The sequence below is a fragment of the Vibrio sp. KUL80 genome (assembly GCF_059725495.1).
Genome location: NZ_AP045841.1, coordinates 2,487,308 through 2,513,890, shown reverse-complemented (window position 1 = coordinate 2,513,890; position 26,583 = coordinate 2,487,308). Strand labels below are relative to the sequence as shown.

Annotated in this window: 26 protein-coding genes and 1 pseudogene; 18 read left to right on the top strand and 9 right to left on the bottom strand. The window is 44.3% G+C overall.

From position 1 onward, the window contains the following. Positions 1-6: 6 nt before the first annotated feature. Positions 7-1,044 carry a type I-F CRISPR-associated protein Csy3 gene (gene csy3, locus AC6I8U_RS11545; RefSeq protein ID WP_498016959.1) on the top strand — a complete coding sequence of 346 codons (1,038 nt, stop codon included), beginning with the start codon at positions 7-9 and terminating at the stop codon, positions 1,042-1,044. A 7-nt stretch (positions 1,045-1,051) separates the two neighbouring features. Continuing rightward, complete coding sequence (cas6f, locus tag AC6I8U_RS11540) at positions 1,052-1,654, top strand: type I-F CRISPR-associated endoribonuclease Cas6/Csy4 (RefSeq protein ID WP_498016958.1); 603 nt, start codon at positions 1,052-1,054, stop codon at positions 1,652-1,654. Between the two features lie 437 nt (positions 1,655-2,091). Here the strand turns inward: cas6f and AC6I8U_RS11535 are convergent, their stop codons facing one another. Next, the gene (locus AC6I8U_RS11535) at positions 2,092-2,214 is read right to left on the bottom strand and encodes a hypothetical protein (protein WP_301339408.1); all 123 of its coding nucleotides are present in this window, start codon (positions 2,212-2,214) and stop codon (positions 2,092-2,094) included. Between the two features lie 308 nt (positions 2,215-2,522). Here AC6I8U_RS11535 and AC6I8U_RS11530 point away from each other — a divergent pair, with 308 nt between their 5' ends. The 4 genes from AC6I8U_RS11530 (at position 2,523) to AC6I8U_RS11515 (ending at position 5,085) form a co-directional block, all read left to right on the top strand. Beyond that, positions 2,523-2,780, top strand: coding sequence for a hypothetical protein (locus AC6I8U_RS11530; RefSeq protein ID WP_498016957.1), 258 nt, complete (start codon positions 2,523-2,525; stop codon positions 2,778-2,780). Positions 2,781-3,166: 386 nt separating this feature from the next. Next, a complete protein-coding gene (locus tag AC6I8U_RS11525; protein WP_498016956.1) occupies positions 3,167-3,403 on the top strand; it encodes a hypothetical protein in 237 nt (78 codons plus the stop codon). A gap of 309 nt (positions 3,404-3,712) precedes the next feature. Next, on the top strand, positions 3,713-4,129 hold the full coding sequence (locus AC6I8U_RS11520) for a hypothetical protein (RefSeq protein WP_498016955.1): 417 nt from the start codon (positions 3,713-3,715) through the stop codon (positions 4,127-4,129). Between the two features lie 56 nt (positions 4,130-4,185). Continuing rightward, the gene (locus tag AC6I8U_RS11515; RefSeq protein ID WP_498016954.1) at positions 4,186-5,085 is read left to right on the top strand and encodes a restriction endonuclease; all 900 of its coding nucleotides are present in this window, start codon (positions 4,186-4,188) and stop codon (positions 5,083-5,085) included. Positions 5,086-5,340: 255 nt separating this feature from the next. Here AC6I8U_RS11515 and AC6I8U_RS11510 read toward each other — a convergent pair whose 3' ends face one another. Together AC6I8U_RS11510 and AC6I8U_RS11505 are read right to left on the bottom strand one after the other, a co-directional pair. Then, entirely contained in the window at positions 5,341-6,393 is a 1,053-nt protein-coding gene (locus AC6I8U_RS11510; RefSeq protein WP_498016951.1) for an IS91 family transposase, read from the bottom strand. Continuing rightward, entirely contained in the window at positions 6,390-7,277 is an 888-nt protein-coding gene (locus AC6I8U_RS11505) for a site-specific integrase (RefSeq protein WP_498016953.1), read from the bottom strand. Before AC6I8U_RS11505 ends, AC6I8U_RS11510 begins: the two co-directional genes overlap by 4 nt. Positions 7,278-7,391: 114 nt before the next feature. Between AC6I8U_RS11505 and AC6I8U_RS11500 the strand changes: the two genes are divergently transcribed. Then, positions 7,392-7,826, top strand: a complete 435-nt coding sequence (locus tag AC6I8U_RS11500) for a hypothetical protein (RefSeq protein WP_498016952.1) — start codon at positions 7,392-7,394, stop codon at positions 7,824-7,826. A 255-nt stretch (positions 7,827-8,081) separates the two neighbouring features. Here AC6I8U_RS11500 and AC6I8U_RS11495 read toward each other — a convergent pair whose 3' ends face one another. Then, positions 8,082-9,134: an IS91 family transposase gene (locus tag AC6I8U_RS11495; RefSeq protein WP_498016951.1), complete on the bottom strand. Its 1,053-nt coding sequence runs from the start codon at positions 9,132-9,134 to the stop codon at positions 8,082-8,084. Then, a pseudogene (locus tag AC6I8U_RS11490) lies at positions 9,131-10,017 on the bottom strand (site-specific integrase). Before AC6I8U_RS11490 ends, AC6I8U_RS11495 begins: the two are co-directional and overlap by 4 nt. Before the next feature lie 232 nt (positions 10,018-10,249). On the opposite strand from AC6I8U_RS11490, the gene AC6I8U_RS11485 reads away from it, so the two are divergent. From AC6I8U_RS11485 to AC6I8U_RS11475, 3 genes are all read left to right on the top strand, one after another. Beyond that, positions 10,250-10,774, top strand: a complete 525-nt coding sequence (locus AC6I8U_RS11485; RefSeq protein ID WP_498016950.1) for a hypothetical protein — start codon at positions 10,250-10,252, stop codon at positions 10,772-10,774. Positions 10,775-11,207: 433 nt separating this feature from the next. Continuing rightward, positions 11,208-11,627 (top strand): hypothetical protein, encoded by a 420-nt coding sequence (locus AC6I8U_RS11480; protein WP_498016949.1) that lies wholly within the window; start codon positions 11,208-11,210, stop codon positions 11,625-11,627. 58 nt (positions 11,628-11,685) lie between these two features. Then, the gene (locus tag AC6I8U_RS11475; RefSeq protein WP_498016948.1) at positions 11,686-12,129 is read left to right on the top strand and encodes a hypothetical protein; all 444 of its coding nucleotides are present in this window, start codon (positions 11,686-11,688) and stop codon (positions 12,127-12,129) included. Positions 12,130-13,330: 1,201 nt separating this feature from the next. On the opposite strand, the gene AC6I8U_RS11470 is transcribed toward AC6I8U_RS11475, so the two are convergent. The 4 genes from AC6I8U_RS11470 to AC6I8U_RS11455 form a co-directional block, all read right to left on the bottom strand. Next, positions 13,331-13,669 (bottom strand): cytosolic protein, encoded by a 339-nt coding sequence (locus AC6I8U_RS11470; protein ID WP_498016947.1) that lies wholly within the window; start codon positions 13,667-13,669, stop codon positions 13,331-13,333. Positions 13,670-13,849: 180 nt separating this feature from the next. After that, the gene (locus AC6I8U_RS11465) at positions 13,850-14,596 is read right to left on the bottom strand and encodes a nuclear transport factor 2 family protein (protein WP_498016946.1); all 747 of its coding nucleotides are present in this window, start codon (positions 14,594-14,596) and stop codon (positions 13,850-13,852) included. Positions 14,597-14,807: 211 nt separating this feature from the next. After that, entirely contained in the window at positions 14,808-17,027 is a 2,220-nt protein-coding gene (gene katG, locus AC6I8U_RS11460) for a catalase/peroxidase HPI (RefSeq protein WP_498016945.1), read from the bottom strand. 206 nt (positions 17,028-17,233) lie between these two features. Next, positions 17,234-18,244, bottom strand: a complete 1,011-nt coding sequence (locus tag AC6I8U_RS11455) for an AraC family transcriptional regulator (RefSeq protein ID WP_498016944.1) — start codon at positions 18,242-18,244, stop codon at positions 17,234-17,236. 122 nt (positions 18,245-18,366) lie between these two features. Here AC6I8U_RS11455 and AC6I8U_RS11450 point away from each other — a divergent pair, with 122 nt between their 5' ends. From AC6I8U_RS11450 to AC6I8U_RS11415, 8 genes are all read left to right on the top strand, one after another. Continuing rightward, entirely contained in the window at positions 18,367-18,681 is a 315-nt protein-coding gene (locus AC6I8U_RS11450; RefSeq protein ID WP_498016943.1) for an MFS transporter, read from the top strand. After that, positions 18,675-19,898, top strand: a complete 1,224-nt coding sequence (locus tag AC6I8U_RS11445) for an HlyD family secretion protein (protein ID WP_498016942.1) — start codon at positions 18,675-18,677, stop codon at positions 19,896-19,898. The genes AC6I8U_RS11450 and AC6I8U_RS11445 overlap by 7 nt, the downstream gene beginning before the upstream one ends. A 686-nt stretch (positions 19,899-20,584) precedes the next feature. Then, the gene (locus tag AC6I8U_RS11440) at positions 20,585-21,277 is read left to right on the top strand and encodes an ETEC_3214 domain-containing protein (protein WP_252013910.1); all 693 of its coding nucleotides are present in this window, start codon (positions 20,585-20,587) and stop codon (positions 21,275-21,277) included. Positions 21,278-21,286: 9 nt separating this feature from the next. After that, entirely contained in the window at positions 21,287-22,576 is a 1,290-nt protein-coding gene (locus AC6I8U_RS11435) for a transglycosylase SLT domain-containing protein (protein WP_498016941.1), read from the top strand. A gap of 2 nt (positions 22,577-22,578) precedes the next feature. Further along, on the top strand, positions 22,579-23,490 hold the full coding sequence (locus tag AC6I8U_RS11430; RefSeq protein ID WP_498016940.1) for a hypothetical protein: 912 nt from the start codon (positions 22,579-22,581) through the stop codon (positions 23,488-23,490). A 2-nt stretch (positions 23,491-23,492) separates the two neighbouring features. Continuing rightward, on the top strand, positions 23,493-24,158 hold the full coding sequence (locus tag AC6I8U_RS11425; RefSeq protein WP_234494185.1) for a hypothetical protein: 666 nt from the start codon (positions 23,493-23,495) through the stop codon (positions 24,156-24,158). Continuing rightward, a complete protein-coding gene (locus AC6I8U_RS11420; protein WP_446569133.1) occupies positions 24,145-25,296 on the top strand; it encodes a hypothetical protein in 1,152 nt (383 codons plus the stop codon). Before AC6I8U_RS11425 ends, AC6I8U_RS11420 begins: the two co-directional genes overlap by 14 nt. Next, a complete protein-coding gene (locus AC6I8U_RS11415) occupies positions 25,296-26,582 on the top strand; it encodes a hypothetical protein (protein ID WP_498016939.1) in 1,287 nt (428 codons plus the stop codon). The genes AC6I8U_RS11420 and AC6I8U_RS11415 overlap by 1 nt, the downstream gene beginning before the upstream one ends. Position 26,583: the final 1 nt, after the last annotated feature.

Sequence of the window (26,583 nt, the reverse complement as noted above, 5' to 3'; positions counted from 1 at the left end):
ATGCTTATGGATTTGTGTAGCCAGCTTAACTATGTCCGTTCTCTGTCCTCAGGGAAGGCGTATTTTTACTACTTATCAAAGAATGATGAGATGTGTCCTATTGGTGTTGATAGAACACGGTTACGAGCACCAAAAGGAGGATATGCTGAAGCGTATAAAGGCAGTAATTTCTCTCCTAAAAACGTGGCCCCTCAAGATTTAGCTTACGCCAACCCTCAGTATATTGAAGAGTGCTACGTTACCCCTGGGGTAGATGATATTTATTGCGCTTTTTCTCTTCGTATTCGAGCCAACTCCCTAAGCCCAGAGGTTTGCAATGATGATGGTGTTCGCGATGCGTTGCTGTCGCTTGCCGCTACCTATAAAGAGCTTAATGGCTACCAAGAGCTGGCGCACCGTTACGCCAAAAATATTTTGTCAGGTAAATGGCTGTGGCGAAATGAAGAGTGTCGAGGTTTGTCCATTGAGGTGACGACGAGCGACAATGGAAAGATAGTGGTGGAGGATGCTACTAGGCTCTCTTGGTATGGTAAATGGGATGAACCATCTACGCAAAGACTTAAGCTGTTGACGGCTTATCTTACTCGTGCGTTGTCAGAGCGTTCTGAGTATTTCTACATGGATATTCGAGCCAAACTGTCTGTTGGATGGGGAGATGAAATATACCCGAGCCAAGAATTTCTAGACAGCAGAGAAGATGGGGTGCCGACTAAAAAATTAGCAACGGTAGAACTGCAAAATGGTAAAGAAACCGTTGCGTTTCACGGACAGAAAGTGGGCGCAGCGCTGCAATCAATCGATGATTGGTGGCATGAAGATGCAGACAAACCTTTGCGGGTGAATGAGTATGGTGCTGACCGAGAGTATGTGATTGCGAGAAGACATGTTGCGCTAAAAAATGACTTCTATCATTTGATTAAAGACACAGAGGCTTGGACCAAAAAAATGAACGAAACCCAAGTTATTCCTAATGAGGTTCACTTCATTATGTCTGTACTGGTCAAGGGTGGTCTATTTAACGGTTCAAGTAGTAAAGCTAAGTGAGGCGAGCATGAAGCAACGATATTACTTCTGTATACGCTACCTTCCAACACAGGCAGACTGTGGTCTACTTGCTGGGCGGTGTATTAGCCAAATGCACAAATTTATGGTCAATAATAAACAGGCCATGAACCAAATTGGAGTTAATTTTCCGAGCTGGGGAGTCAATTCCATCGGTAACACCATTGCTTTTGTTTCCGAGGATAAAGAGCTTTTGATTGGACTGTCTTTTCAGCCTTACTTCTCAGTCATGGTACAAGAAGAACTTTTCGAAATATTCTCCGTTAGCGCGATTCCAGAGGGGGTGGCTGAAGTGAGGTTTGTTCGGAATCAGACAATAGGAAAAAGCTTTATCGGCTCCAAAAAACGAAGAATGAAACGCAGCATGGCTAGAGCTGAGTTGGCAGGTGAAGAGTCATTCCCAGTCGCAGACGAAGAGCGAGAGTTTGAGCATTTTCATCGAATTCCAATTTCAAGCGGCTCGTCGAAACAGGATTTCATTTTACATGTCCAAAAAGAGTGGGTTGATGAACGTAACGCGGCCAATTTTAACACTTATGGTTTCGCTACTAATCAAGATAGGCGCGGCACGGTGCCAGATATTCAGTTTTAACCCTTTTTCTAAAGCTATTCTTTTGATTAATAAAAACAATGGGTTACAATGGTGTTGTAGAAAAGGGTTAATTTTGGCTTTTGTGATGTAAATAGACTCTTATCAGTCAATTAGGGTCTATAGTTTATAGTGACCCGCCGCATAGGCAGCTAAGAAAATAGCTATCCGAATCCTTTCTTATTCGTCCCGGTGACCCGCCGCATAGGCAGCTAAGAATAGGTCAGGAAGAAAGCAACCTACCTGCTGAACAAGCAGTAGACAATCAAAACCATTGAGTTTCGGCTTGATGGTTTTTCTTTTAGTTGCTTTTGGTAATTAAATTATTTTCAAATAAAGCATCGTTAAAATGCATTGATGGTACAGAGAATGAAGTTAGTACAGTTTGAGTCATAATGGACACTGGTAATTGGTGACGGAGATATCTTTAACTGAGCAGATTACAAAAAATTCAAGAACAACGTCAGGATAACAGCGAAGATAGAGCCAACGTAGGCTATCTCGACAATATGGTTATCAACCCAATTTACATAGCTTTGTACAATCTTACTAGCCAACTGCATTACAAACTCCTTGCTAATCCAATATGGTGTTTCTGTATTATCATAGCTTGTTTGTGGAGAATAGTCTCAGCGACGTTTTGCAGGATTTAGGTAAGGCCCCAGCATGGAACATCACTGAGGATAATAAGAAGTAGATGGTCGAAAAAGGGCTAGTCGATGGTATGACTGCGTATTCCGTTGTTACCCAATTATAGCTGAGCCTACACACTTTTGCCTAATTGCTTGTTTCAGGACAAGGCTTACGGTATAGCTGATAACTCAGTATGCTATAAATTATCTAGTCGCATTTTGAATGGAAACGACGAGCTATGAGCAAAAAACGTTTATCTGAAAAAGAACTGGTCAAGGGGATTACCCCTCATACTGCGCATAGAGACGAACTAGCGAAGGTAACATTAGATGAGTTAGGGCCTGGCATCTCTGAAAGTGATTACAGGGCCGCATTGAAGCGAGTTGAATCACTGTTTGATGCAACCGAACCAGGCACTCCTGAAGCTGAGGAGCTTGAAAGGCTAGCTGCGTTGGTTGAAGAGTATGAGGAAAATCACTTCCCTATTAATAAATAACTGCAGCGCACGTTTGCCCCAAAACGTTTCAGAAAGCATAGTACTGGCAACAGAATTAGCTAATGTGCAAAACATGTATATTGCTCATCAAGCAACTACCGAGGAATCCTCAGCAGTTGCAGAATCAACAACTGCCATTTACCCTAATAGGGCAACAGCCTGTTGCCCAAATCAGTCTGAAGAAATTGTGCCCCTTTATGATTCTCGGACATGGCTGGACTGTTTGATAACAGCTGGAACCCGTTGAATACTGATTTAGCATAACCAAATACACGGTTTTGTCGAATCTCGTTTTAAGGTTAGGATTTCTCGCGCTTTTTGATTGTTTGCTCAGTTTGAGATCTTAGTTCATAGTAGCTTAAATCTAAGGAGAGCTAGGAGGTTATATGTTTAAGTTTCTAAAGTATCGAAATTTATCGAGTGACGCTGTTGCCAGGATTGAAGCTGCTGAAAAGAAGTTGAACGAGTTAAATGTTGAATATAAAGCTGTAGTAAAAAAGCTGCACTCTGGTGAGTGTGATGAAGCCGATCATCGACAGGCTTTTGAAGCTAGAGAACAAGCGAGATCTGAACTGGCTCAACTTCGAGAAGAAGAATTTCAGTATCGCGAAATGCCTAAATAGCAATAAGTGGAGGCAATTAGGCTCCACTTTCAGAACTTCATACCGTTGGGGAGTTTAACGTAAAGTTGCCCCAAACCGTCTCAGAATCTGCAAACGGAACACCGAAGCAGTACATCAATAGACCAAGTTAACCTAATCCGTACCTTGGTCTCTTATATGAAATCTTTTCTTATTTCGCCCCCACAACTATATGTCGATTCACATAACAGGTTGATACTAGTTGAGTTTCATAGTAAACGGCAGCAACATAGACGGAATGCAAAGACGAAAAAAGTCCGTCTACAAAGTGTTATTCGCTCGGAGGGAATAATGGATAAAACGAAAACGCAAGCCATTCTCGAGGCAGCTGCTGAAGCATTAATAGCTTCCACTCCAATTGTTGGGGCTGTTTCAAGCATTTTATTGGACGCGACAAAAGATACGGAAGTAGCTGCGGGTAGTGGTGAGCTAGAAAAATTATTTGATGAGGCAAAACGCCAAGAGCTATCACTTCATATGGCAAAAATGCAGGCTCAGGTTGCTCAAGAGTTAGCCATAGCATATCGCATAGAGAATGCTAACGAGGTTGAAATAGAAGAGTATTACGAGGGTGAAGGCAGAGGAGGACTTGACGCTAGTACAGATGGTGCCTCTCTTAGCGTAGCTTTAGGTGGTCAAGGTCGTAAAGTGACAAAGCGTGTTTACCGTTTTACGGGAAACTCGGTTAATGAACAAAAGGCTGAGTAGCGCACATAACAAGGCGTTAAGTTCCTATTTAAATTACACGATAAGGAATAGTTAGTGTGGATATAGATAGCATCCCAGATTGGAAAGCACTGGAAAACTTAGTTGTCATGATACAGAAACAACTAGCTCCAGATGCTGTTGTAAAACACAACGTAATGCTCGAGGGCGTTGAAAGCGAAACAAAACGACAAATTGATGTGCTTGTCGAACAAAGTATTGGGCAATATACAATGCGAATTGTTATTGATTGCAAAGACTACGCTAAGCCGGTTGATGTTAAAGGTGTAGAAGAGTTCCATGGTTTGGTTCAAGATGTTAAAGCCCAAAAGGGAGCTCTTGTTTGTCCCTCTGGCTTTACTAAATCTGCATTAAAAAGAGCAAAGAAATTACAAATTGATTTATATAGGCCAGTTTCTACGGGAAATCATAAATGGAAAGCTAGTGTAACAGCTCCTGTTATCTGTGACTTTAGAAACTCATACATGTCCTTCGGAATTAGTTCCTCAGATCCTAAACCGCTAATGATTCCTCAAGAATTCTATAAACTGAGTGTTGCAAATGAAGAAGGAACTATATTAGGTAGTGCCATCGAGACTGCTCAACAAAAATGGGATGAAGGGCTACTTCCAAGTGAACCTGGACAGCATGAACCGCTATCTATTTTCGGTGAAGAAAAAGTATTTATTGATAATGGTTATGGCGATAAGGTGAACGTTAAACTGACAGTGCAGTTACTTGTTCAACAAAATCTATACCTTGGGCATTTACCTATTGAAGAACTGAACGGTCTTCAGGATGAACACACTGGAGAAATTGTGACAAATGCTTTCACCGTTGGCGGGTTGAACCCAGACGAAGTGCAAAAATCATGGAAAGCGGTTGATGATAGCAACACACTAGATTTTCAACCGTTATTCAAAATTGTAGGTTATGACTGCTACGGTATCGGAACTTAACAAATAAGGATTAAACGCTGCGAAGCCAGCGCTTAATCCCAAGTGTTGAACAAGCCCGATGCCTCTATATAAGTAAATTGTGCGATCTTTGTCTGCGGTGCTCTCACCTTGATGATTTTTTCAAGGCGAGCGCTGCCATGATAAAGCCAAGAGTATAGCTTTATCAGAAGGTTAGCTGTTGTCCGTCAGTCTCTAGCGTTTACGTTTTCTCCCGGTTTGTACTTCAACATTATCCTTATTCTGTCTGCCTTTCGGCTATCTCGGTCGAGTGACCCCAACACAAGCCATCTCATGCTGGCAGCAAGGGCAGAAGCGTGTTGCTTTATTCTTGGTCACAGGCTCAAGGTTTGGGAGCTGATAAAACAGCCCAAGCAGCAATCGCTGTATACGCCTAAGTGCTTGTCGAGCCTGTCCTCGCAAGAAGCCATAGTCACGAACTCGTTGCAATCCTTTGGGAAGTACATGCTGTAAGATGAGCATCAAGAACTGAAGAGTGGGTAGTGTTCGCAGCTTCCATTGTTGGGTTTGGCTCTCTTTGTATCGGAACGTCACTGTGTTTTCTTCTACCTTGATGATATCGCTATCAGGCAATACGCCTCGGTAAAGATAACGTGATAGATACTCCAGTGCTGGCTGGCCTTTTCCCACACATCGACAGTCAACCACCCATTTGTGGGGGAGGCGCTTGGGGAGCCACAACTGTGGATGTTGCTCTATCACTTCTAACAACCTTGCCCGCCATACCTTAGCCAGAGCGAAGGCATTAAACAGGTATTGCTTGTTATCTTTGTGGCATACTTCTCTTGATGAGTCATACCGCCCACCTGCGACAATCACGTGTAGGTGGGGATGCAGATTTCGCTGCCTGCTGTGAGTATGCAGTACGGCGGTGAATCCGAGCGCGCCTTTGTTCTGTCTTTGGGCAAAGCTTTTGAGCACACTCGATGTCACTTGGAACATGGCACTGTAGAGGGTTTTAGGGGCTCGCCTAGCCAACGGTCTTAACTGGTAAGGTAACGTGAAGGTCACCATAAAGTAATGAACAGGCAGCAACTTCTGTTTTTGGCGCTCTAGCCAATCAGAAGTGGTGCGGTGCTGGCACTGGGGGCAGTGTCGGTGCCCACATGAGAGTGGCAGCCGGTCGTCATGATGGCAGTGAGCACAATACCATTGTGAGCGACCTTGCTGCTCTGTTTTGCAGCGGAGCATGGCTTGGATAGCTGAACGCATGTCAGCTGTGAGTTGGTTGTCGTAATGACGTTCAAAAACATCGAGATGGGCGCGGAGTAGGTCGATAAAGATGCTCATACTTCCTCCCATTGAATGACGAGTGCATCGGTAAGCTGGTTAATTGCCAGCGCTGCATCTTTTTGTTTCAGTTGGGTCATACGGGTATAGCGAGCCGTGGTGTTGAGGCTACCGTGTCCTAGCAAAATCTGCAGAGAGCGTAAATCCAGACCTTGCTCAAGTAAGTGAGTTGCAAAGCAATGTCGAAGCGAGTGCGGTGAGATGGGCTTACTAATACCACAGTCTTTAAGGACCAACTTCATGGCCTTTTGTACGCCACCTCTGTCCATAGGGTTATCAGTCATAAGCTCTTTACCAGGAAAGAGTAGCTGTGGGTGACGGTGAGTCAGCCAGTAGCTACGCAGTGCGTTTAGTGTGCGCTGTGGAAGTGGCACCAACCGGTCTTTGCCTCCTTTTCCATTACGAACATGTACCTGCATGGTGTGGGCATCAATATCTTGCACCTTTAGGCTCAGCCCTTCCCTCAGTCGTAGCCCCATGGAATACAAGGTAAGAAAGAACACCTGATAGCGCCGTTGTCGTGTCATCGTGATTAGCAATGCTACCTGTGGTGGGGTTAAGACATCGGGCAGTTTTTTGGTACGAGGTGGCCTGACAATATCGAGCCACTCCCACTCTTTGGTCAAAGTATAGCGATAGAAGAACTGCAGCCCACAGCGGTCGAGCTTTACGGTACTCCAAGAGTGGGTTTCGATGAGACTTGCGAAGTAATGCTTGAGTTGGTCAGTCGTTAAGGTGTCGGGACAGCAGTCGTAGAACTGGGTAATTCGACGTACTGCACGAGAGTAGGCATCGATGGTGGCAGGCCGTTTACCTTGCAGTTTAAGATTGGTAAGGTGTTGGTCATAAAGGAAGTTGTAGCGTTCAAGTTCAGCGGGTGTCATGATATTTACTCCTATGTTGCCCATTGGGTGATGGGGTTATTAGGAGTATGGTGGGTTGTGCGCTTTACTCTGCCGCAGAGCGGCTTCGTTCAACAAGCGTTTCAAGGAGATAGTATGGACTCATGTATGGTTGCTTTACATTCACATTGGTTAAATGCTGATGCTGTGAATGTTGTAATCAATGCTGATATCAAAGTCGACGAAGGTTTTCCGAGTGAATTACAAACGCTCTCACAATTTCACTCATCTTTCCGCCGTATTTCAGTATTTTACTCATTACTTTTCGTTGTTATTGAAGGCTATCGTGAACTAGACTGTTCCGATGAAACAATCGATTCATTGCTGGAACAAGACGATTTCGTAGATGCTTTACGTCTTTTTAGGAATGCCACGTTTCATTATCAAAAAGCTCCCATTCCTGAAAAAGCAATGAAGTTTTTAGAAGCGAATAATAGTGAGCATTGGATTCAAGATATCCATGTTGCCTTTAGACAGTATTTTGAAAACCAACTACCGATAAAGGAAACTATTGAAGAGCTGAAAGCTTAACAAATAAGGATTAAACGCTGCGAAGCCAGCGCTTAATCCCAAGTGTTGAACAAGCCCGATGCCTCTATATAAGTAAATTGTGCGATCTTTGTCTGCGGTGCTCTCACCTTGATGATTTTTTCAAGGCGAGCGCTGCCATGATAAAGCCAAGAGTATAGCTTTATCAGAAGGTTAGCTGTTGTCCGTCAGTCTCTAGCGTTTACGTTTTCTCCCGGTTTGTACTTCAACATTATCCTTATTCTGTCTGCCTTTCGGCTATCTCGGTCGAGTGACCCCAACACAAGCCATCTCATGCTGGCAGCAAGGGCAGAAGCGTGTTGCTTTATTCTTGGTCACAGGCTCAAGGTTTGGGAGCTGATAAAACAGCCCAAGCAGCAATCGCTGTATACGCCTAAGTGCTTGTCGAGCCTGTCCTCGCAAGAAGCCATAGTCACGAACTCGTTGCAATCCTTTGGGAAGTACATGCTGTAAGATGAGCATCAAGAACTGAAGAGTGGGTAGTGTTCGCAGCTTCCATTGTTGGGTTTGGCTCTCTTTGTATCGGAACGTCACTGTGTTTTCTTCTACCTTGATGATATCGCTATCAGGCAATACGCCTCGGTAAAGATAACGTGATAGATACTCCAGTGCTGGCTGGCCTTTTCCCACACATCGACAGTCAACCACCCATTTGTGGGGGAGGCGCTTGGGGAGCCACAACTGTGGATGTTGCTCTATCACTTCTAACAACCTTGCCCGCCATACCTTAGCCAGAGCGAAGGCATTAAACAGGTATTGCTTGTTATCTTTGTGGCATACTTCTCTTGATGAGTCATACCGCCCACCTGCGACAATCACGTGTAGGTGGGGATGCAGATTTCGCTGCCTGCTGTGAGTATGCAGTACGGCGGTGAATCCGAGCGCGCCTTTGTTCTGTCTTTGGGCAAAGCTTTTGAGCACACTCGATGTCACTTGGAACATGGCACTGTAGAGGGTTTTAGGGGCTCGCCTAGCCAACGGTCTTAACTGGTAAGGTAACGTGAAGGTCACCATAAAGTAATGAACAGGCAGCAACTTCTGTTTTTGGCGCTCTAGCCAATCAGAAGTGGTGCGGTGCTGGCACTGGGGGCAGTGTCGGTGCCCACATGAGAGTGGCAGCCGGTCGTCATGATGGCAGTGAGCACAATACCATTGTGAGCGACCTTGCTGCTCTGTTTTGCAGCGGAGCATGGCTTGGATAGCTGAACGCATGTCAGCTGTGAGTTGGTTGTCGTAATGACGTTCAAAAACATCGAGATGGGCGCGGAGTAGGTCGATAAAGATGCTCATACTTCCTCCCATTGAATGACGAGTGCATCGGTAAGCTGGTTAATTGCCAGCGCTGCATCTTTTTGTTTCAGTTGGGTCATACGGGTATAGCGAGCCGTGGTGTTGAGGCTACCGTGTCCTAGCAAAATCTGCAGAGAGCGTAAATCCAGACCTTGCTCAAGTAAGTGAGTTGCAAAGCAATGTCGAAGCGAGTGCGGTGAGATGGGCTTACTAATACCACAGTCTTTAAGGACCAACTTCATGGCCTTTTGTACGCCACCTCTGTCCATAGGGTTATCAGTCATAAGCTCTTTACCAGGAAAGAGTAGCTGTGGGTGACGGTGAGTCAGCCAGTAGCTACGCAGTGCGTTTAGTGTGCGCTGTGGAAGTGGCACCAACCGGTCTTTGCCTCCTTTTCCATTACGAACATGTACCTGCATGGTGTGGGCATCAATATCTTGCACCTTTAGGCTCAGCCCTTCCCTCAGTCGTAGCCCCATGGAATACAAGGTAAGAAAGAACACCTGATAGCGCCGTTGTCGTGTCATCGTGATTAGCAATGCTACCTGTGGTGGGGTTAAGACATCGGGCAGTTTTTGGTACGAGGTGGCCTGACAATATCGAGCCACTCCCACTCTTTGGTCAAAGTATAGCGATAGAAGAACTGCAGCCCACAGCGGTCGAGCTTTACGGTACTCCAAGAGTGGGTTTCGATGAGACTTGCGAAGTAATGCTTGAGTTGGTCAGTCGTTAAGGTGTCGGGACAGCAGTCGTAGAACTGGGTAATTCGACGTACTGCACGAGAGTAGGCATCGATGGTGGCAGGCCGTTTACCTTGCAGTTTAAGATTGGTAAGGTGTTGGTCATAAAGGAAGTTGTAGCGTTCAAGTTCAGCGGGTGTCATGATATTTACTCCTATGTTGCCCATTGGGTGATGGGGTTATTAGGAGTATGGTGGGTTGTGCGCTTTACTCTGCCGCAGAGCGGCTTCGTTCAACAAATTACTTAATAGGCTATCCTATCGCTTGTCGGTTCCAGTCACAATTTTAGCTCCGTGTTTATGGCACAATATTTAGGTTGGGCGGTATAGCATTATCGCCCGTTAGTAAAGCGTTACAGCCTTAGAGGAATTAACATTGGAAAGTGCATTAATCGGGTTTGTTGGCATCATTATTGGGGCCTTTCTAAGTGAGTACTTTCGACGTAAAAACAGGATAGAAGTGTATTCTCATAAAGTATTTGATAGGCGGTTGAAAGTACATGAAGAGCTATTCTCGATGTTTGTATCAGCCAGTGATGTTATCCATGAAGTAATGGCTAACAAAGAGTTGAGCCTAGATGAACGACAGCAACTTGTAAGCTCTGTCATATTGCCTCTTTGCCAGTTCATGGACAAAAATGGGTTCTATCTAAATGATTATCTTACGGTACAAGTTGCGACTACTTACATGGGCGCAGAAGATATCCTGTCAATCGAAGATGAATTAGAACAGGCTACTGAAAAGTCAAAAATCTACGAACAATCTAAAGTTACAAAGCAGATGATTATCGACGAGGCGGGCGTGGCCGAAGTCAATAAGCACTTTTCAATAATATCGAAATCAAGTCCGACTTCCCCAGTCATTGAAAGGGTAAAAGAGCTTCAAAAGGCAAGTGTATAGTACACGTTTAAGGTTTCAAGATACCTTTTCTAATCTGAACGGAATGGTTTAGATCTGCACACCTAAAACATTTTTGTCCAAAAACGTTTCACAGAGCCACGCTTTGGGACAAGAGCGCCTTAGTGCGACTGCCCTAAAACACTTCTGCCCCTTTACTATATAGCGAGGTTTTGAGCCAATAAACTCTGTCCTTGCTTTATCGGCATTGCCTGAGGGAACAGAGGCTAGGAAGACATGAAAGCTTTCTCCTAAGTCCGTGCAAAACTAGTGTTCCTTACTATCCGTAATTTTCTGTTATTTTATTCACGTCTAATGAAAGTCACTACTCGTCACTGGCTGTGACTCCCTTAGATATAAAGTGCCAAATTGTCATTGATGAGTATAGTTATTAGTCTACGCTTGAGGTTAGAACAACTAACCTCAAGAGGCTAATATGACTAGGACTGAAAGCTGTGTTCTATTGGTATTGTTGTCGATTTCAGGTTGTGCAACATCTCCTGTAAGCAACTCAGAATCTGTACACGTAGGGCAAAACAAGGTGTATTCAACATCATTTACCCAGAACTCTCCGAGTAAAGTGAAAGTTACTATCAAGCGCGATTCTGGGTTTATGGGGGCTGCATGTTCAACCCGCGTATACTTGGATGGAATCCCATTAACTGATTTAAACCCAAAAGAAAAAATCATAGTATTTCTGGACAAAGATACATTTATCATCAGCGCACAGCCGAATGGTCTTTGTGCAGGAGGGTTAGCTGAAGTTGAAGCAGACTTGAGAAATGGTAAAGAAGCCTCTTTTAGAATTGGTTCTGGTCAATCGGGCGAAGTCAGCATACACAAAACCGCCTTTTAATGTTTCTGTTTAGGCGAATGATGATGTTATTAACTCAATCTGCTTGAGGCATTAAACAATGAATAGCAAAGAGAATACTCGAAACCATAATCTTAGCGTTCTGACTGAGCAGGGATTTAAGAAGTACTCCAATACTACGGTATTTCAACGAGGAACCATTAGTATCATTTCTCCATCAGTAGCTGAGAATACTGCTGGAAGCTATTGGTTTGACCTGAGAAAAGTGAACCTTGACCGACTATCAAGCAAGGCTTTCCTTCTTGTACGAATCGTACCAAACCTATTTGTATTTTGTCCTCTTAATGCAATATCAGAACTACTGACAGGAGAGTTGATGGATAATCGCCCACACTCTGGTGATGTATGGGGAATTGGCCTTCAACTTAACCTCCAAACAAATAGAGTAAGAGTTTTTAACCGTAGCGACTCAAGACGTTTTGTGCCACTTGACTTGAGTAATTCTGAATCTATTGCCCCTTTATTAAAAAACACTGATAAATAACACAGAATCTAGCTTTGAAAGCTTATTCATCTTCTGAGTACTTTCTCATGAACTTTGCATAAACAAAATTTTATAGCATCGCAGATTTTGTCGTTTCCTTTCACGTCAGTCACCTTAGGGTACGGTGACTGATTTCGTTCTGAACTATCCGATGGGTAGCCATCGCCTAAAACGGCTAAGAGAGTTCTGTCCCAAAGCATCACAATCTGAATTTTAACACATGGCATTTTCTAACTCGAAAATTCCATGTGCTAAATATTCTACAGAATCTAGGTGTGTTAGTTTTCCCTACAAAACCTAAGAACATAATGTTATGTATTATCAACGGAATTGCATACGACTTCTGAGTCAGTATAATCGAATTAGGTGTCTGAAAGCGAGGCTGTGACTGACACTAGGAGTGCACTGGTTTCTGGGATGGGCAAGGCTTAGTACCTTAAATTTAGGTGGTACGACACTCTGATGCTTTTACTCGTACTAAAAGCAAAAATCGCATTGGAATGACTGCAAATCGTCTAGTGTGCGTGGTGGCCAGCCACGTAAATCTCAGGATTTCATCTTGGGTCGGCCCGAGAACTATCAGGCGAAGCTTATGTTTACTGCTAAGACTCGGAACTTTCAGGTTAGTGTGGATGTAGCAGCAATTATTAGAGCGTCAGCTTTGGTTATTGTACTGTTCATTTAACCTTTAGAGGGGAGGGCTAAAACCCTCCTCTTTATAAATCTTCAAAACTGCCACTCCAAACATAAAAGTGTTTAAGCTTTCAATAAGCTTGTTCTAATCTATATCGACCAAGCTAGATTCGATACTCTAACAAGGTTTTGTCCAAAAACGATTTAGGGAGCGAATTGATTTGTGTGTGATCACCAAGCGATTTTGGTACTTTAGTAATGTTTAAATGGTTGTAAGTTTACTACGTGTAATTTCGAGACCGGTAACAATTTGCCGGCTTTTGATGCAAGCCTATGCGAATTTATGCTGCAAATTACCTTGTAACTCATTGAAAGATTGGTCATGTTATGCAGACTTATGTTGCAAGCATCACCATTAAAAACGCCGCTTTTATTAGCGGCGTTTTGCTATCTGCATTTCATCAAGTTCTAGCTCATAGCTGTGATTCCTACTCAGGTAGGAATCTAATTGTAATCGACGAAACTCTTGCGCATGAGCTCCTAGGGATACTATTTCGCTGGGAAACTCTTAGCCCAATCGAGTAATAAAGGTTTGCTCGTCATCCACAAACGCCACAAAGCCACCGTGATAGATAAACACCCGACCACGCCCCTCTACAATACAGGCAAGCTGCGGGTTCAAATCTTCTTCATTGCTCTGGCTTTGAAACGTGCCAGTATCGGTGATTACCCCGTCGAGCCTTGGCAAATACCCATAAGTGCGCTTAGCTTGGTCAATTAAGCTCAGTTCGCTGGTGGTCGAGAAGCAAGAGGGAATCGCCCCCGCATCTTCTATAAACATGGGTTTTAGTTCTTCAAAAGCGGTAATCACTAGCCAATCGATGCCGTTAACGTGATGGATAAACATAGGGTTTCTCGGTAATTCTGATGCGGTGATCTTATCATTACAGGCGATCGCGTAGTAGATATTTAGTGGCTAAAGATGGTCATCCTAAGGTGCTTTCCAAACATTCGATATAAGGTATCCCCTGTATCGAAACATACTCTCCTTGAGTCGTCAGGGGATGAATCTCAGAATAAGAGGGGCTTAGAACTTTCCACCGTTAACCCATTCATCTTTTGGAGGCACAGGTTCTTGGTTGACCCACATTTCGACAATTTTTCCATCTTGCACCCGAAAAATATCGAAACGAGCGACCTCTTGGCCTTGGTAGAGGACTCGACTGTAGGCGACGACAGTATTGCCTTGACCTATGATTTTGAATACTTGGTCATAGCAACCTACGTACTTTTGAGGTTCATCGACGGTTGATTCTGAGTGGACTGGGATGTTCTGAAAGTCTACATACTTAGATGCCGCATCGGATTGACCTAAGACCATGACATCACAAAGAAATGTTCGAACCAGTTCTTTATTCTCAGTTGTTTTATCGAGGTCATTCGGCTCTGTTGGTCCAGCTATCTGGTCCGTATCACCGTTTGAGTTTTCGACATACGCTGAGATTACGTCCCAATGCTCGATGATCTTGTCATTTTCATCGGTATCAAAAAGGTCAGTGGTGACCCAGTATGCCTCGCCTTTGTTAATGTTTTGGTAGGCTTGCACAAACACATACTGACCATCAACGACCGAGCGAACGATTCGAATATCTCTATCATGACAGCGCTCGATAAAGGGCTCAAAGAACTCGACAAAGCCTTCAATGCCATTTCTTACACCAGTACTGTGCTGGGTGTAGCGAACCCCTGTGTATTTAGTGACGGCTTGGCGTGCGTGTCCATCTCTGATCCCTTCCATATAAAGGTTAGTCGCATTTACTAGCTTTCGACTCATAGGTTGTCCCTCTGTCAGACTGTGTTGTCGAAATTAAGCCTAGTCCATTATTGAGTTCGTTGATGGACAAGGTTCGATATTGACCATCTTAACGCCAAGACTAACCTGTCAGTTGTATCTGCAATGGCTACAACTTAGTGATGAACCGCTAACACAAAAAAGGGGTGACGTAATGCCACCCCAATAATTGATGTCAACGAGTTATGAGAAACTACTTAAGATCAAATCGATCAGCATTCATGACTTTCGTCCATGCCGCGATAAAGTCTCTAACAAATTTCTCTTTGGCATCATCACATGCATAAAGCTCAGCAAGTGCTCTCAGTTGAGAGTTGGAGCCGAAGACTAAATCAACGCGTGTGGCTGTCCATTTTTTCTCCCCTGTTGCTCGGTCAGTGCCTAAGTAAGCGCTGTTGTGAGGGCATACTGGCTTCCACTCTGTCGCCATATCGACCAAGTTCACGAAGAAATCATTGCTGAGCACACCGACTCGGTCAGTCAGCACACCGTGTGATGTACCGTTATGGTTGGCACCTAGTACTCTTAGGCCGCCAATCAGTACCGTCATTTCCGGCGCAGAGAGTCCAAGCAGCTGTGCTTTATCAAGCAACATTTCTTCGGCAGGCACCGTAAATAGCTTCTTCGAGAAGTTACGGAAACCATCAGCCTCAGGCTCTAATACCGCAAAAGATTCGGTGTCTGTATGTTCATCGTTCGCATCGACTCGACCTGAAGAGAAGGGCACCTCAACCGCGAAGCCTCCATCTTGCGCCGCTTTTTCAATGGCGGTATTACCAGCAAGAACGATTAAGTCAGCAATCGAAATACCTCGCTCCTGAGTGTTAAATTCGGAACGAACGGACTCCAGTTTTGTTAGTACCTTGTCGAGTTGTTCTGGTTGATTAGCTTCCCAGTCTTTTTGTGGAGCTAAGCGAATACGTCCACCGTTTGCACCGCCACGGAAATCCGAGCCTCGGTATGTGGATGCGCTCGACCATGCAGTATAAACAAGTTCGGATACCGTGAGGTCTGTCGATAGAATCGCTCGTTTTAGCTCAGTGATATCTCCATCTGAGAGTGTTTCGAAGGTCGCTTTCGGCAGTGGATCTTGCCAAATCAGGTCTTCAGCGGGCGTTTCTTCCCCGATGTAACGGCTTTTTGGACCCATATCGCGGTGGGTAAGTTTAAACCAAGCACGCGCAAAGGCATCAGCGAACTGATCTGGGTTCTCATGGAAGCGTTTTGAGATAGGACCATAGATAGGGTCCATGCGCATTGCCATGTCGGCCGTTGTCATGATGGTTTTAACTTTTTGAGAGGCATCATGCGCTTTTGGTGCCATATGATCGTCGGCGACACCAATCGGCTCCCATTGCCATGCGCCCGCTGGGCTTTTCACGAGGTCCCAATCATAGCCAAACAGCATGTCAAAGTAGCCGTTATCCCACTGGATAGGGTTTGGTGTCCATGCACCCTCAATGCCGCTGGTTGTGGTGTCGTCACCTTTACCTGTGCCAAAACTGTTTTTCCAGCCAAAACCCATCTCTTCAAGAGGTGCGGCTTCGGGCTCTGGTCCCATTTCTTCTTCAGAGCCCGCGCCGTGGGTTTTACCAAAGGTGTGTCCACCTGCGACTAGCGCAACGGTTTCTTCATCGTTCATACCCATTCGAGCAAAGGTATCGCGGATGTCCTTACCAGACGCAAGGATAGTGGGTTCCCCGTTTGGTCCCTCTGGGTTTACGTAGATAAGTCCCATCTGTACTGCGGCCAGTGGCTTCTCGAGCTCACGGTCACCGGAATAACGTTCGTCACCAAGCCATTCGCTTTCTGCACCCCAATAGATGTCTTCTTCTGGCTCCCAAATGTCTTGACGACCGCCAGAGAAGCCAAAAGTGGGCAGTCCCATTGACTCGATAGCAACGTTACCCGCGAGGATAAATAAGTCTGCCCATGAGAGGCTGTTACCGTATTTCTTTTTGATTGGCCATAGTAGGCGACGGGCCTTATCTAGGTTACCGTTATCTGGCCAGCTGTTGAGTGGGGCAAAGCGTTGATTGCCAGTATTAGCGCCGCCGCGTCCATCTGAAGTTCGATATGTCCCGGCGGCATGCCATGCCATTCGGATCATGAAGGGACCATAGTGACCATAATCCGCTGGCCACCATTCTTGCGAATCTGTCATCAGCGCTTCGAGGTCAGCTTTTACCGCCTTGAGATTTAGCGCTTTAAACGCTTCTTGATAATTGAAATCTTGATCAAGCGGATTTGACTTGGTGTCGTTCTGATGGAGTATTTTTAGGTTTAATTGGTTAGGCCACCAATCAAGGTTTTTGGTCGCTTTTCCACCAAGCCTAGTATTTCCACCAAGCATAGTATTTCCACCATGCATTACTGGGCATTTGCCAGCATTACCAGTTTGTTCACCGTGCATATCTATCTCCTGAATGCGAAACAGTTAAGCGCTCCTCCAAACTGGCTTAGCAATGAGCTGAGTAAGTTTAGTGCGCCTCAATGACCATTAACTCGGTCTTACGTTATGCTGTAAGCATGGCATCGAAGCGGTAAAAACTCAGATTGCTTGTCCCTATTTCTTTGATAGGAAAGCTCGATTGTTGTGCTGGTAGCTAGCGGAGTGATTCAATAAGCGTCGGCGTAATGTTGTGCGTATTGTTTGGGGGTGACGCCACGGTATTTTTTAAACATACGACTAAAACTCGTCATATTGGTATATCCCATTCTTTTTGCGATGGTCTCTAATGGAACACCCAACACAATTTGTTTAACGGTTTCTCCTGAAAGCACAAACCCCACAATAGAGGTGAAATTAAGGCCTGAAGACTGTAGCCGACGCTGCAGTTGTTGTTCGGATAGCCCTAACAGCTGTGATACCTTGGCGAGCGTTGGCAAACCAAAGTGTCGAGAGTAATTAACGACTTCGTAGAGCACTTTGGTATGATCTTGAGGATCAGGCATGTCGAGATAACCATCTAAGTCGGCAAAACTCATTGATAGTCTCTCGGCAGGTAATGTAGGCACTTTATTGCCTTGTAAACGCAAGCGATTTGGTAGCCAAACCTCGGTTTTGTTATGACCCCATTCCATACTGCAACCGAAATGGGCTTCATATTCCTTTTTGTTGGCCAGTGAACCGGGAAGGCAAACTCTATCCGGTATAAAGTCTTTCCCCAAATAATGCCTGAGGACGTTTAACATGAAGTTGGCCACACGTACGCCATCTTGAGCTTTAGCATTGGCAGTTATCGAGTCGTTTCTATAGGTCCACTTAACGATGGGGCCGACGATCTCACCACCAAAAAAAGCGCCTGATTGAATGCAGGTAATGCCAGCGTTGATACGACGAATCGTTGTCGCCAAATCATGTCCAGCAAAGAACCAATGACTCAACGATCCCAGTTTGCTGAGATCCATCTGTCGCACGAGTGTGAGCACTGCATCAGGGTCACCAGTAATACCTTCTATGTTTTCATAAAACTGATTGAGGACCGAGATCGGAATCAGGTTCATCTCATATTCCAATACAGAGCGCGGAATACCGAGGTCATCGGATGTAATGCCGTAAGTTTGCTGAAGGCGATCAACTAACCCTTTGATTCCCATTACTCTTACAAAGTGAACGTTGCGAAACATGAATCTTCCCTTGGTATTGATGTCATCGAAATTGGCGGTATTTTGATAGAATCTATCACAATGTAACTAATTATTTCATCCTCACTTACACTTCCAGCTCGATTTAACTAAGAGAGCTATCAATGAGTTTAGTGAGTGTTCCTTTCGTTGGAACGGGGGCTGATACTGCGCTTCATGTTGTGTCAGCCGTCGTGTTAGTTGCCAGTATTGGCGCTGCTATCTATGGATTTTGGCGGATCCATGAACTTCCAATTAACAAAGCGCATAGTCGCGACCATCACCAACTTGGGCTCATTACCGCGCTCACCTGGATTGGCTTTATCTGGCACTGGGTTTGGGTATTGGCAGTCATCATTGCATTTGTGGATATGGAAAAAGCCATAGTCCGATTACGGGATATTTGGAACAGCGAAAAATCGGGGAGCGACGCATGTTAGAAGGTCTAGCGGTTTGGGCACTGTTCATCTATTTGCTCAGGCTAATTGGTATGCCCTGGAATAAATTCTCCAAAAGCTTTGCTTATGTGGGTGGTGTTGGTTGGTTGATGTTTGTTTGGGTAGGGCTGATTAACTATACGCCGATGGACTTATCGGGTGGGTCATTGGTTCAAGCTCCGCATATTCACTTGCGCCCAGACTCATCGAATGTTTCTGGTAAGGTGACAAAACTTCATATTGAGCCCAATCAGCAGCTCCAAAAAGGGCAGCTTATCTATGAAATAGACCCAAAACCCTACCAGATTGCATTGGATCAAGCTGAAATCCAACACGATGCCGCTGACGTGTCCCTTGATAGTGCAATTCAAGATGTTGAAATAGCGAAGTCTACGTATTTATCATCACTTAAAGCGGTTGAGACCTCTCAAAGCCAACTAAACGCTGCATTGGTGGATTACCAATTACAGACAAAAATGCTCAAACGATTTCAAGAGCAGAACTCGGTTGTGAGCAACACTATTACTGAGAGTGACATTGATAAGCAGGTGAGCTTGGTTGAGGTAGCGCGTCATAAAGTGACGACTATCGAGGCACAACTTGAAAAGAAACGTGTGGATTCAGATAAAGCTAAGCTCGCTATCAATAAATCTGAGCTTGCTGTTGAGAGCAAACGCGCAGAGCTTCGCAACACGAAAGAGAACGTAGAACGCGCCCGATGGGACTTAGACAGTACCAAGGTTTACGCGCCAGCGGACGGTTTTGTTACCAACTTCATTCTTCGAGAAGGTCAGCTTCTGTCGCGAGTGCCTCGCTTGCAGATGTATACCAATGAAAAGTATGTGCTGATGCGAGTCAACCATCAGGCGATTCGTAATATCCATCAAGGTCAAGCTGCAGAGTTTTCAACCTCGGTTTACCCCGGTCATGTATTTGCCGCCGAAGTTGAAGGTATTGTTGAAGCGACAGGTGAATCTCAAGGAACACTGTTGGCTCTGGATCAATCAGTGCGAACAACGACAGGTCAGAACGTTAACAACAAGCATCATTTTGTTCGTTTGAAGATCCACGAGACAGAGGGCTATGACATTCCGGTTGGGGCAGTGGGACTCGCTTGGGTTAGCGGTGATAAACCCATTGGCTTTCTTGCATTTCTTGACGTCATCCGAGGAATTATCCTGAGAATGAAATCACAGCTGTACTTCTTCTACTCAATTTAACGAGTCCACTTACGATAGCATCTTGCTTCGGTTCATTTGCCACCCTTTTGGGTGGCTTTTTTATTGTGTAACACGGCTCGTGAAATCTCTTTGTGCAAAAAGTCAGTGCTGGCACATCATAGAGAGATAGCCCGAGTAACTAGAATATGTTTAGTTTATATAGACATAAAATGGCTTCTATTCCGAACAGCAACAAGGCAGCACTTATCGATTTTGATTATTATTTATGAGGTGGCATAACTGCCATTAATAAGTGTGTCTGTTTTCTGTATGTATCTAACATCGCTCAAGGTTTCTTTTTGTGATGAATATAAACTAATTTATGTTATATACAAACTAACTCTGGCTATTTGATATGCGATGGTTAATAACAATAAGGCAAACAAAATGTGATCGGTGATTAACTTTATAATATGCGCATCATTTTGTTTAATGTTGGCTTTATGGATAAAAATTATAGTTTGGCAAAAATAATAAAATACTTAACAATATAAAAATACGATGACCATGGTTTTTTTAGGGTTTTGTTCGATGGTTGGTCGCAAAGTGAGCAAGGGGCGATTTTTGTGACATTGGTTCAAACACTTGTATGGGTGTAGTCGCTCTGATAACGTAAAAACATAAATATAAATAAGCAACTCAGTTGAATAATGGAATATAGCAAGCACCTTTCAAAGGCTAAGTCTGTGGCATTTTCTGTTGCCGCGATTATCGTATCTATTGGTACATGGAGTGACACTGAAGCTGTAATAATCAGTAACTACCAGAGAGTGGAAGCTACCTTTACGAATACCAACGAGTACAACCTTATCGATAAGATTAATGTTGGACACTCTTTTGAGTATCTATCTTCTCTAACGGGTGTTTCACAAGCAGTTAAAAGCTCAAAAATTGATGAAGAAGTACGATTCTACTACTACAACTTTCGAAAGTTTCTTTTAAGCGTAGCGGTAAAGCAAGGGCGAGTTGCAAGTTATTCAATCCAAGCTTTAGTGCCGGATTTTAATGTAAATATACCATTTAGCAACGCGCAGTTGGACCAACAATCTTTGAGCAGAGTTATATCTGTACCTGATGAAAGCTACTTTGAAAGTGGGAATTCAAACTTCTATCTTGACTCCATATCCCTTGGTCGAGATGCCATGTACAACACGTTAATGGTTGGTTCTTTTCAATATATAACCTTTGACAGCGACATGGATAAGAAGATTTCCAAGTTGGATGACGCATTTGTTCTAGGTGATGAAAAACGAGAGCAGGAATTAAAAAGTGCCATTCGTAGCCGTTCAGCCAATACATTTGTCATTGGTGAACTAACCGAACCTCTGCTTATCGAAATGTTGCTATCGAAATTTGAATATAGCGCCTACTTTTCTTAAAGGCTTAAAATGAAATACTACACAATTGCCCTGTGTGTTGGCCTCGCTTTGCATGCCAATGCAGCTATTGATCCGTTTGAAGAATTAGATAACGAAGTTTCTAAAGCCTTCATTTCTCCAGAGCAAGAACAAGCTGAATTTGAAGCTTGGTATATCGCACACATGCAAGAATATGCGGCCTGGAGAAGTGCATATTTGAAGAAATGGGATGCGGAGCGTGAAGCGTCTCTTGTTAGTTGGGGCGATACGAAAATTGGTGCCAGCCATTACAGCGTCAAGCAGGACCCTCAGAAAGATACGCGAACTATCGTTGACTATGATAACGACACTGTCACCGTCGAGGTGTTAGTCGATGCCAATGCTAGCGCTGAGGAAGTGTCTCAATTGCTCAAGTCCGAGCTTGCTGGAGCTGAGGTTGATCACCATATTCTGGAATCCACTGCGAAGATAGACACTGTCGAGAGGGTAGTTAGTTATGATGTTGAAAATGAGAAGAAAGTTCTTCGAGAAATCGTAGAGCAGACGGAAGCTCAACTCAACGAAATCGAAAGACAAGCTGACCAATTGGCTATGCAGGCTGATGTAGAAGTCGATGAGTCAATCGTTAAAGCTCAGCAGCAAGCCCTTGTTGTCGAAGCCAAGCAGCGCATGGCCTCGGTAAATGAAACCTATGAGAAGCAACGCAAAGAGGCGCAAGAGCAGCCAGTTGCTGCTAAGAAAGTCGTGAGTCTTAGTGTCAAAATGCCGAGCAGCAGTCTTGAGCGACGTATTGAACCTTTCCTAGATGATGTCTATAAGCAAAGTGAAGAATTTAATATTAAGCCAGAATTGATATTGGCTGTCATGCATACAGAGTCTAGTTTTAATCCCGCAGCTCGCTCACCAATACCAGCGTTTGGGTTGATGCAAGTTGTCGCAACAAGTGCCGGACATGATGTAAATAGATTTGTGCACAAGATCGATGCACCTATGAATGAACGAGATTTATATAAGCCAGAATACAATATACAGGCTGGGACAGGCTATTTGGATATTCTCAATACAAGATATCTAAGAGAGATCACTAATCCCAAAAGTCGAGAGTATTGCATTATCGCTGCCTATAACACAGGAGCGGGCAATGTAGCCAAAGCATTTGGAGAGCGTCGAATAAAAGCTGCGGCGAAGAAGATAAATGCCATGACACCGGATGAGGTTTATAACACGTTAATTAATAATCTCCCATACGACGAAACCATCAATTATCTGAAGAAGGTTACTAAGCGTCAGCGTGACTACAGTGCGGAGATTATTGAGTGAGATTGTTTGGATTGTTTGCCTTATCACTTAGTCTCACAGTGAATGCTGGCTTAGATATTCCTTCTGATTCAGGTTCCACTATTTATGGACTGGGCGCAGGTCACAGTATGCAAGAAGCTGAACGCAGCGCTGTAGCGAATATTGCACAAAAAATGGTATCCAACATTTCAGTGGAAACTCGTTCACTGGTTGAGTTTAAAAATGGTGAAACGAACGAAGAGTTCAGTGAACTAATGGTGATGAAAAGTGACCGACTCCCTATATATGGCTATAGAGTTGAAAAGCAAGTCAGCGGCGATTTGTATGAGGTCTTGGTTAGTATTGACACCCATCAACTAGCAAATGCGTATCACTCGAAACTTAATAGTGATATTACGCGAATAGAGAACATTATTAAGTTGGCAAAAACTAGTGAGCCCATTGATGCACTAAAACATATGTTGTCGATAAGAGAAGAGCTGGCATCTTTTTATACGGTTTCTAGTGCGTTGCAAGGTATTACAAAGAGTGACGCTTCTCACTACCAAGATAGGCTACTTCCGTTACTTCATGAAGCATCAATTCAAAAGTCTAGAGCTCATATCCAAGTGATTTCTGATAGAAGTACGACGGATATATCTGATTATTTGACTGAGATTGCTCAACAGGTTGGAGTGACTTCTCAAACCGGGACCAAATATCAAATCGTTTTATCTGGTAAGCGAAAGCAAGCCAGTAAAAATGGACAGTTTCGGATTAACCGTTCGATTCGCGTTGAACTTCGTCAGGTAGGCATGGTTCAGCCGATCATTTTAAAAAACTATAACTATACAAGCCCAGCATCTGAATCTTATGAAAAAGCCGAGGACGCGATTTATGAGAAGTTCTTATTAGAGCTAGGATCTGAGCCACTTGATAAAATACTAGGAGTGTAATTTTGAAATACAAGCTATTAACAATGTTAGTTGGAAGCACTATTTTGGCTGGTTGTGCAAGCAACGTCTCTATGTGGGACAACCGCGAAGAACTACTTGCAGATATCGAAGCAAGTTGTGTGGAGAATACCAAAGGTTATACCGAGTATGCGCCAGCTTTCGACCAAGCTTCAAAAGGCGTTTTGTCTGTCACTAAACGTCAATGTGAGGTAGTCGGCGAGTATCAAAACATTCGTAAAGAGCACAAAGATGTTCAGCAATTCTTTGCGATGCACTCAGATAAATCAAAAGAAGAGATTGTTCAGCTTCTAAATGATGACCCTAAGATGCAATCGAAATACAACGACTATACCAAGGCTCAAAGCAAAATCTTCAACGCTAACCTCGAGTTGGCCGTCAAGCTTGGCGTACAGGCGATAGAGGTGACGAACCTCGCCGCGTCTAACGCGACTGCGGTAGCGAAAGCTGAAGCGTATAAGTTTATTCAAGGAGCGATTGATCCCGAAGAACATCCAATTGGTTTCGTTGTAGATGAAATGCAAACGCGAGTAGGCTTAATCACTGATAGCAACGGCTTGATTAGCGCAGAGCAACAGTTTATCAAAGATATGGACGCAGCGGACAAGGCTATCAAGGAACGTATAGGTCAGAGCAATGACGAAGCTTAATGGAATTACAGTTGCCCTGTTGTCTTTGGTAGTCGTGGGTTGTCAAAGTACTCAAGCACCACAGAGTCGTGTAAAAACCAATGCACACAAAGGGGCATCAGAGTATGAATATGCGAAAGCTCCTGAACAGTTTCAAGACAGTGATATAGAGCTTCCCGCTTATTACAACACGCGCGGGCTTGATAAGTGCACATTTGAGGTAAATAACGAACATCCAGATTGCCCACTAAGCAAGAAAGTACTGCGCTTGTATATGGCAGACCCAATCACAGCTGATACTGAAAATCCCAATGACTGGCTGGCTTCCGTTCGTGCTTATGATGGCCGCCAATTATTGAATCAATTTGAGAACCAACTGGTTGGTCTGAATCGATTCAGAATTGTCACTGGCGATGAGCGAACCGTTAAGTTTCTTGGTGATTCCATGGCGGGGATGTCAGATGCTGAGCTAGCGCGCCGTATGAAAAATGGTGTTCTTCACCCTGATTATGCGATGACGATTGATGCAGTTAAAACGGGCGAGTTGATCACTGGCGGCTCTACCAACCTCGTAGATTTGAGCCTCGATTTCTCTATCGGTTTTGTTGACCCTTACACTCAGGAAAAAATCAGTTACCCGAACGTTGGAAAGATCAAGGTTCGTACTGGTGATGTTAAGCCAATGAGCGAGATGCAGTTCTGGATGCAATCTGGTCAGATTGAAGGTGGTTTTGACATCTATGATGCCAATGCAGTTTCCGCGGTCCTGAATGATATGTCTTCGCGAGGATTCGGTATCGCTCTTAGCAGAATGTTATCTGAAGTGCCGGCGACTGCACAGGTATTGGGGGTTAAAGGTGACCGTATCTCTCTAGACCGAGGCCAGAATGCTGGAATTTTACCTAACGAAACTATGGTGATATTCGAGTACAGCCTTGGGTTTGCTGAACCTGTGGGTGTGGCGAGAGTTAACCCAAGTGACATCGAAAGTCAGGGAAAAATCGTTAAGTGGAAGAGCTCCAAAGATGCGAAACGCATCAAGGGAGAGGCTGAGGAAGGCATCTACCGTCCTGCTCGTGACGCGAAACTGTTCGCTGTAAGCGTGGGTACGCCGAAAGACTTCCTAGCGAGCCGAATCACATCCGGTGGAGTTTTGTAATGGAAACGATAAAGTGGGCGCTAACTAGCGCCCTCTTTTTGACTCAGGGCGTCATGGCAAATGAGCTCATTTGGCAAGAGCCTGAGTTGAAAGTTGCATACCAATCTTGTGTTCACGGCAGAGGCGCAGCCGCTAAGTCATCGGCAATCGAAGAGGCACCCAAATACGCCGTTGAATCGTATTTGAAGGCTTTGGACAGCACGTCCTACAGTCAGAAAAGAAAGATTAAGCAAGGACTTTGGTCTGAACAAGTGACAGGCAGTTCAGGTAAAGGTTTTTTGAACTTTCAAATGGGTGATACCTATTTACAAGGCAGTGAAACCTGCGTCGATGTCATAGCAAGCTTATTGAAAAATGATAGTGATGATGGTGACTGGGTATGGGATGAATCGAGTGACGATCATGTATTCAGGGTAGAGGTCATTGCTGGAAAGTCACAGCACAAAGCTTCTTTGCATGTTGCAGAATCTAAAGCTCAGATATTAGCGATTGAAAAAGCCTTATCTGGTATGGGTATTGATTCTGGGCACGCTAGTGCTATTCACTCGGCGAGCCTTCAGTTTATTCAGGACTCGGTGTTACTAGAACACCAAAGTACGGGTGAGCAAACTAAAGCTCTGATGGACATATCCATTGACCTGAGAGGTCTAAAACAGATAGCAGAGAATCACTACTTGCTTCTCAATCAACCGACAGTCCTCGTTCATGTAGAGAATAGCCAGATTCGCGCGAAGGTACTGGAAATATTGGAAAGGTCTAGGGTCAAGACAGCACTTAAGCTTGAAGATGCAGACATGATCTTAAAGCTCGACTCGGCTTTAACTAAAAGAGAAAAACGAGCCGAGCTATCAATGTCTTTTACTCTATTTGATAAGCGTTGGATCCCACTGTCTCATTGGAATAATACACCTCAGCAATACGCATTACCTGACAGTGATAACGTCGAGATACGCCTCGCATCTGTGCACTTAGAGGGCGGGGCTGAAGATTTTCAATCTATGCTCGAAAAGGGCTTTGAGTCGCTGACCGCTAGAGGTGGCAAGATAATTAGTGTCCAAATGCCAAACACGGCGACTATGCCAGAGGTATCTCGTTGGCTAGCCCAAAACCCTCAGTATAAAGAGCCAAAAGTTGGCGGTAATGAACAAGGGAATGTTATCGAGTTTCGTTCTTTTTCCTTGCCGCAGTCTGTTGCTAATGAGCTTACCTCAGATACATCTCTCTTTGAGGGCAGTCCGTTCCAGATAAGAAAGATAACAAACAATTCAATTACAGTGGTTAGATAAA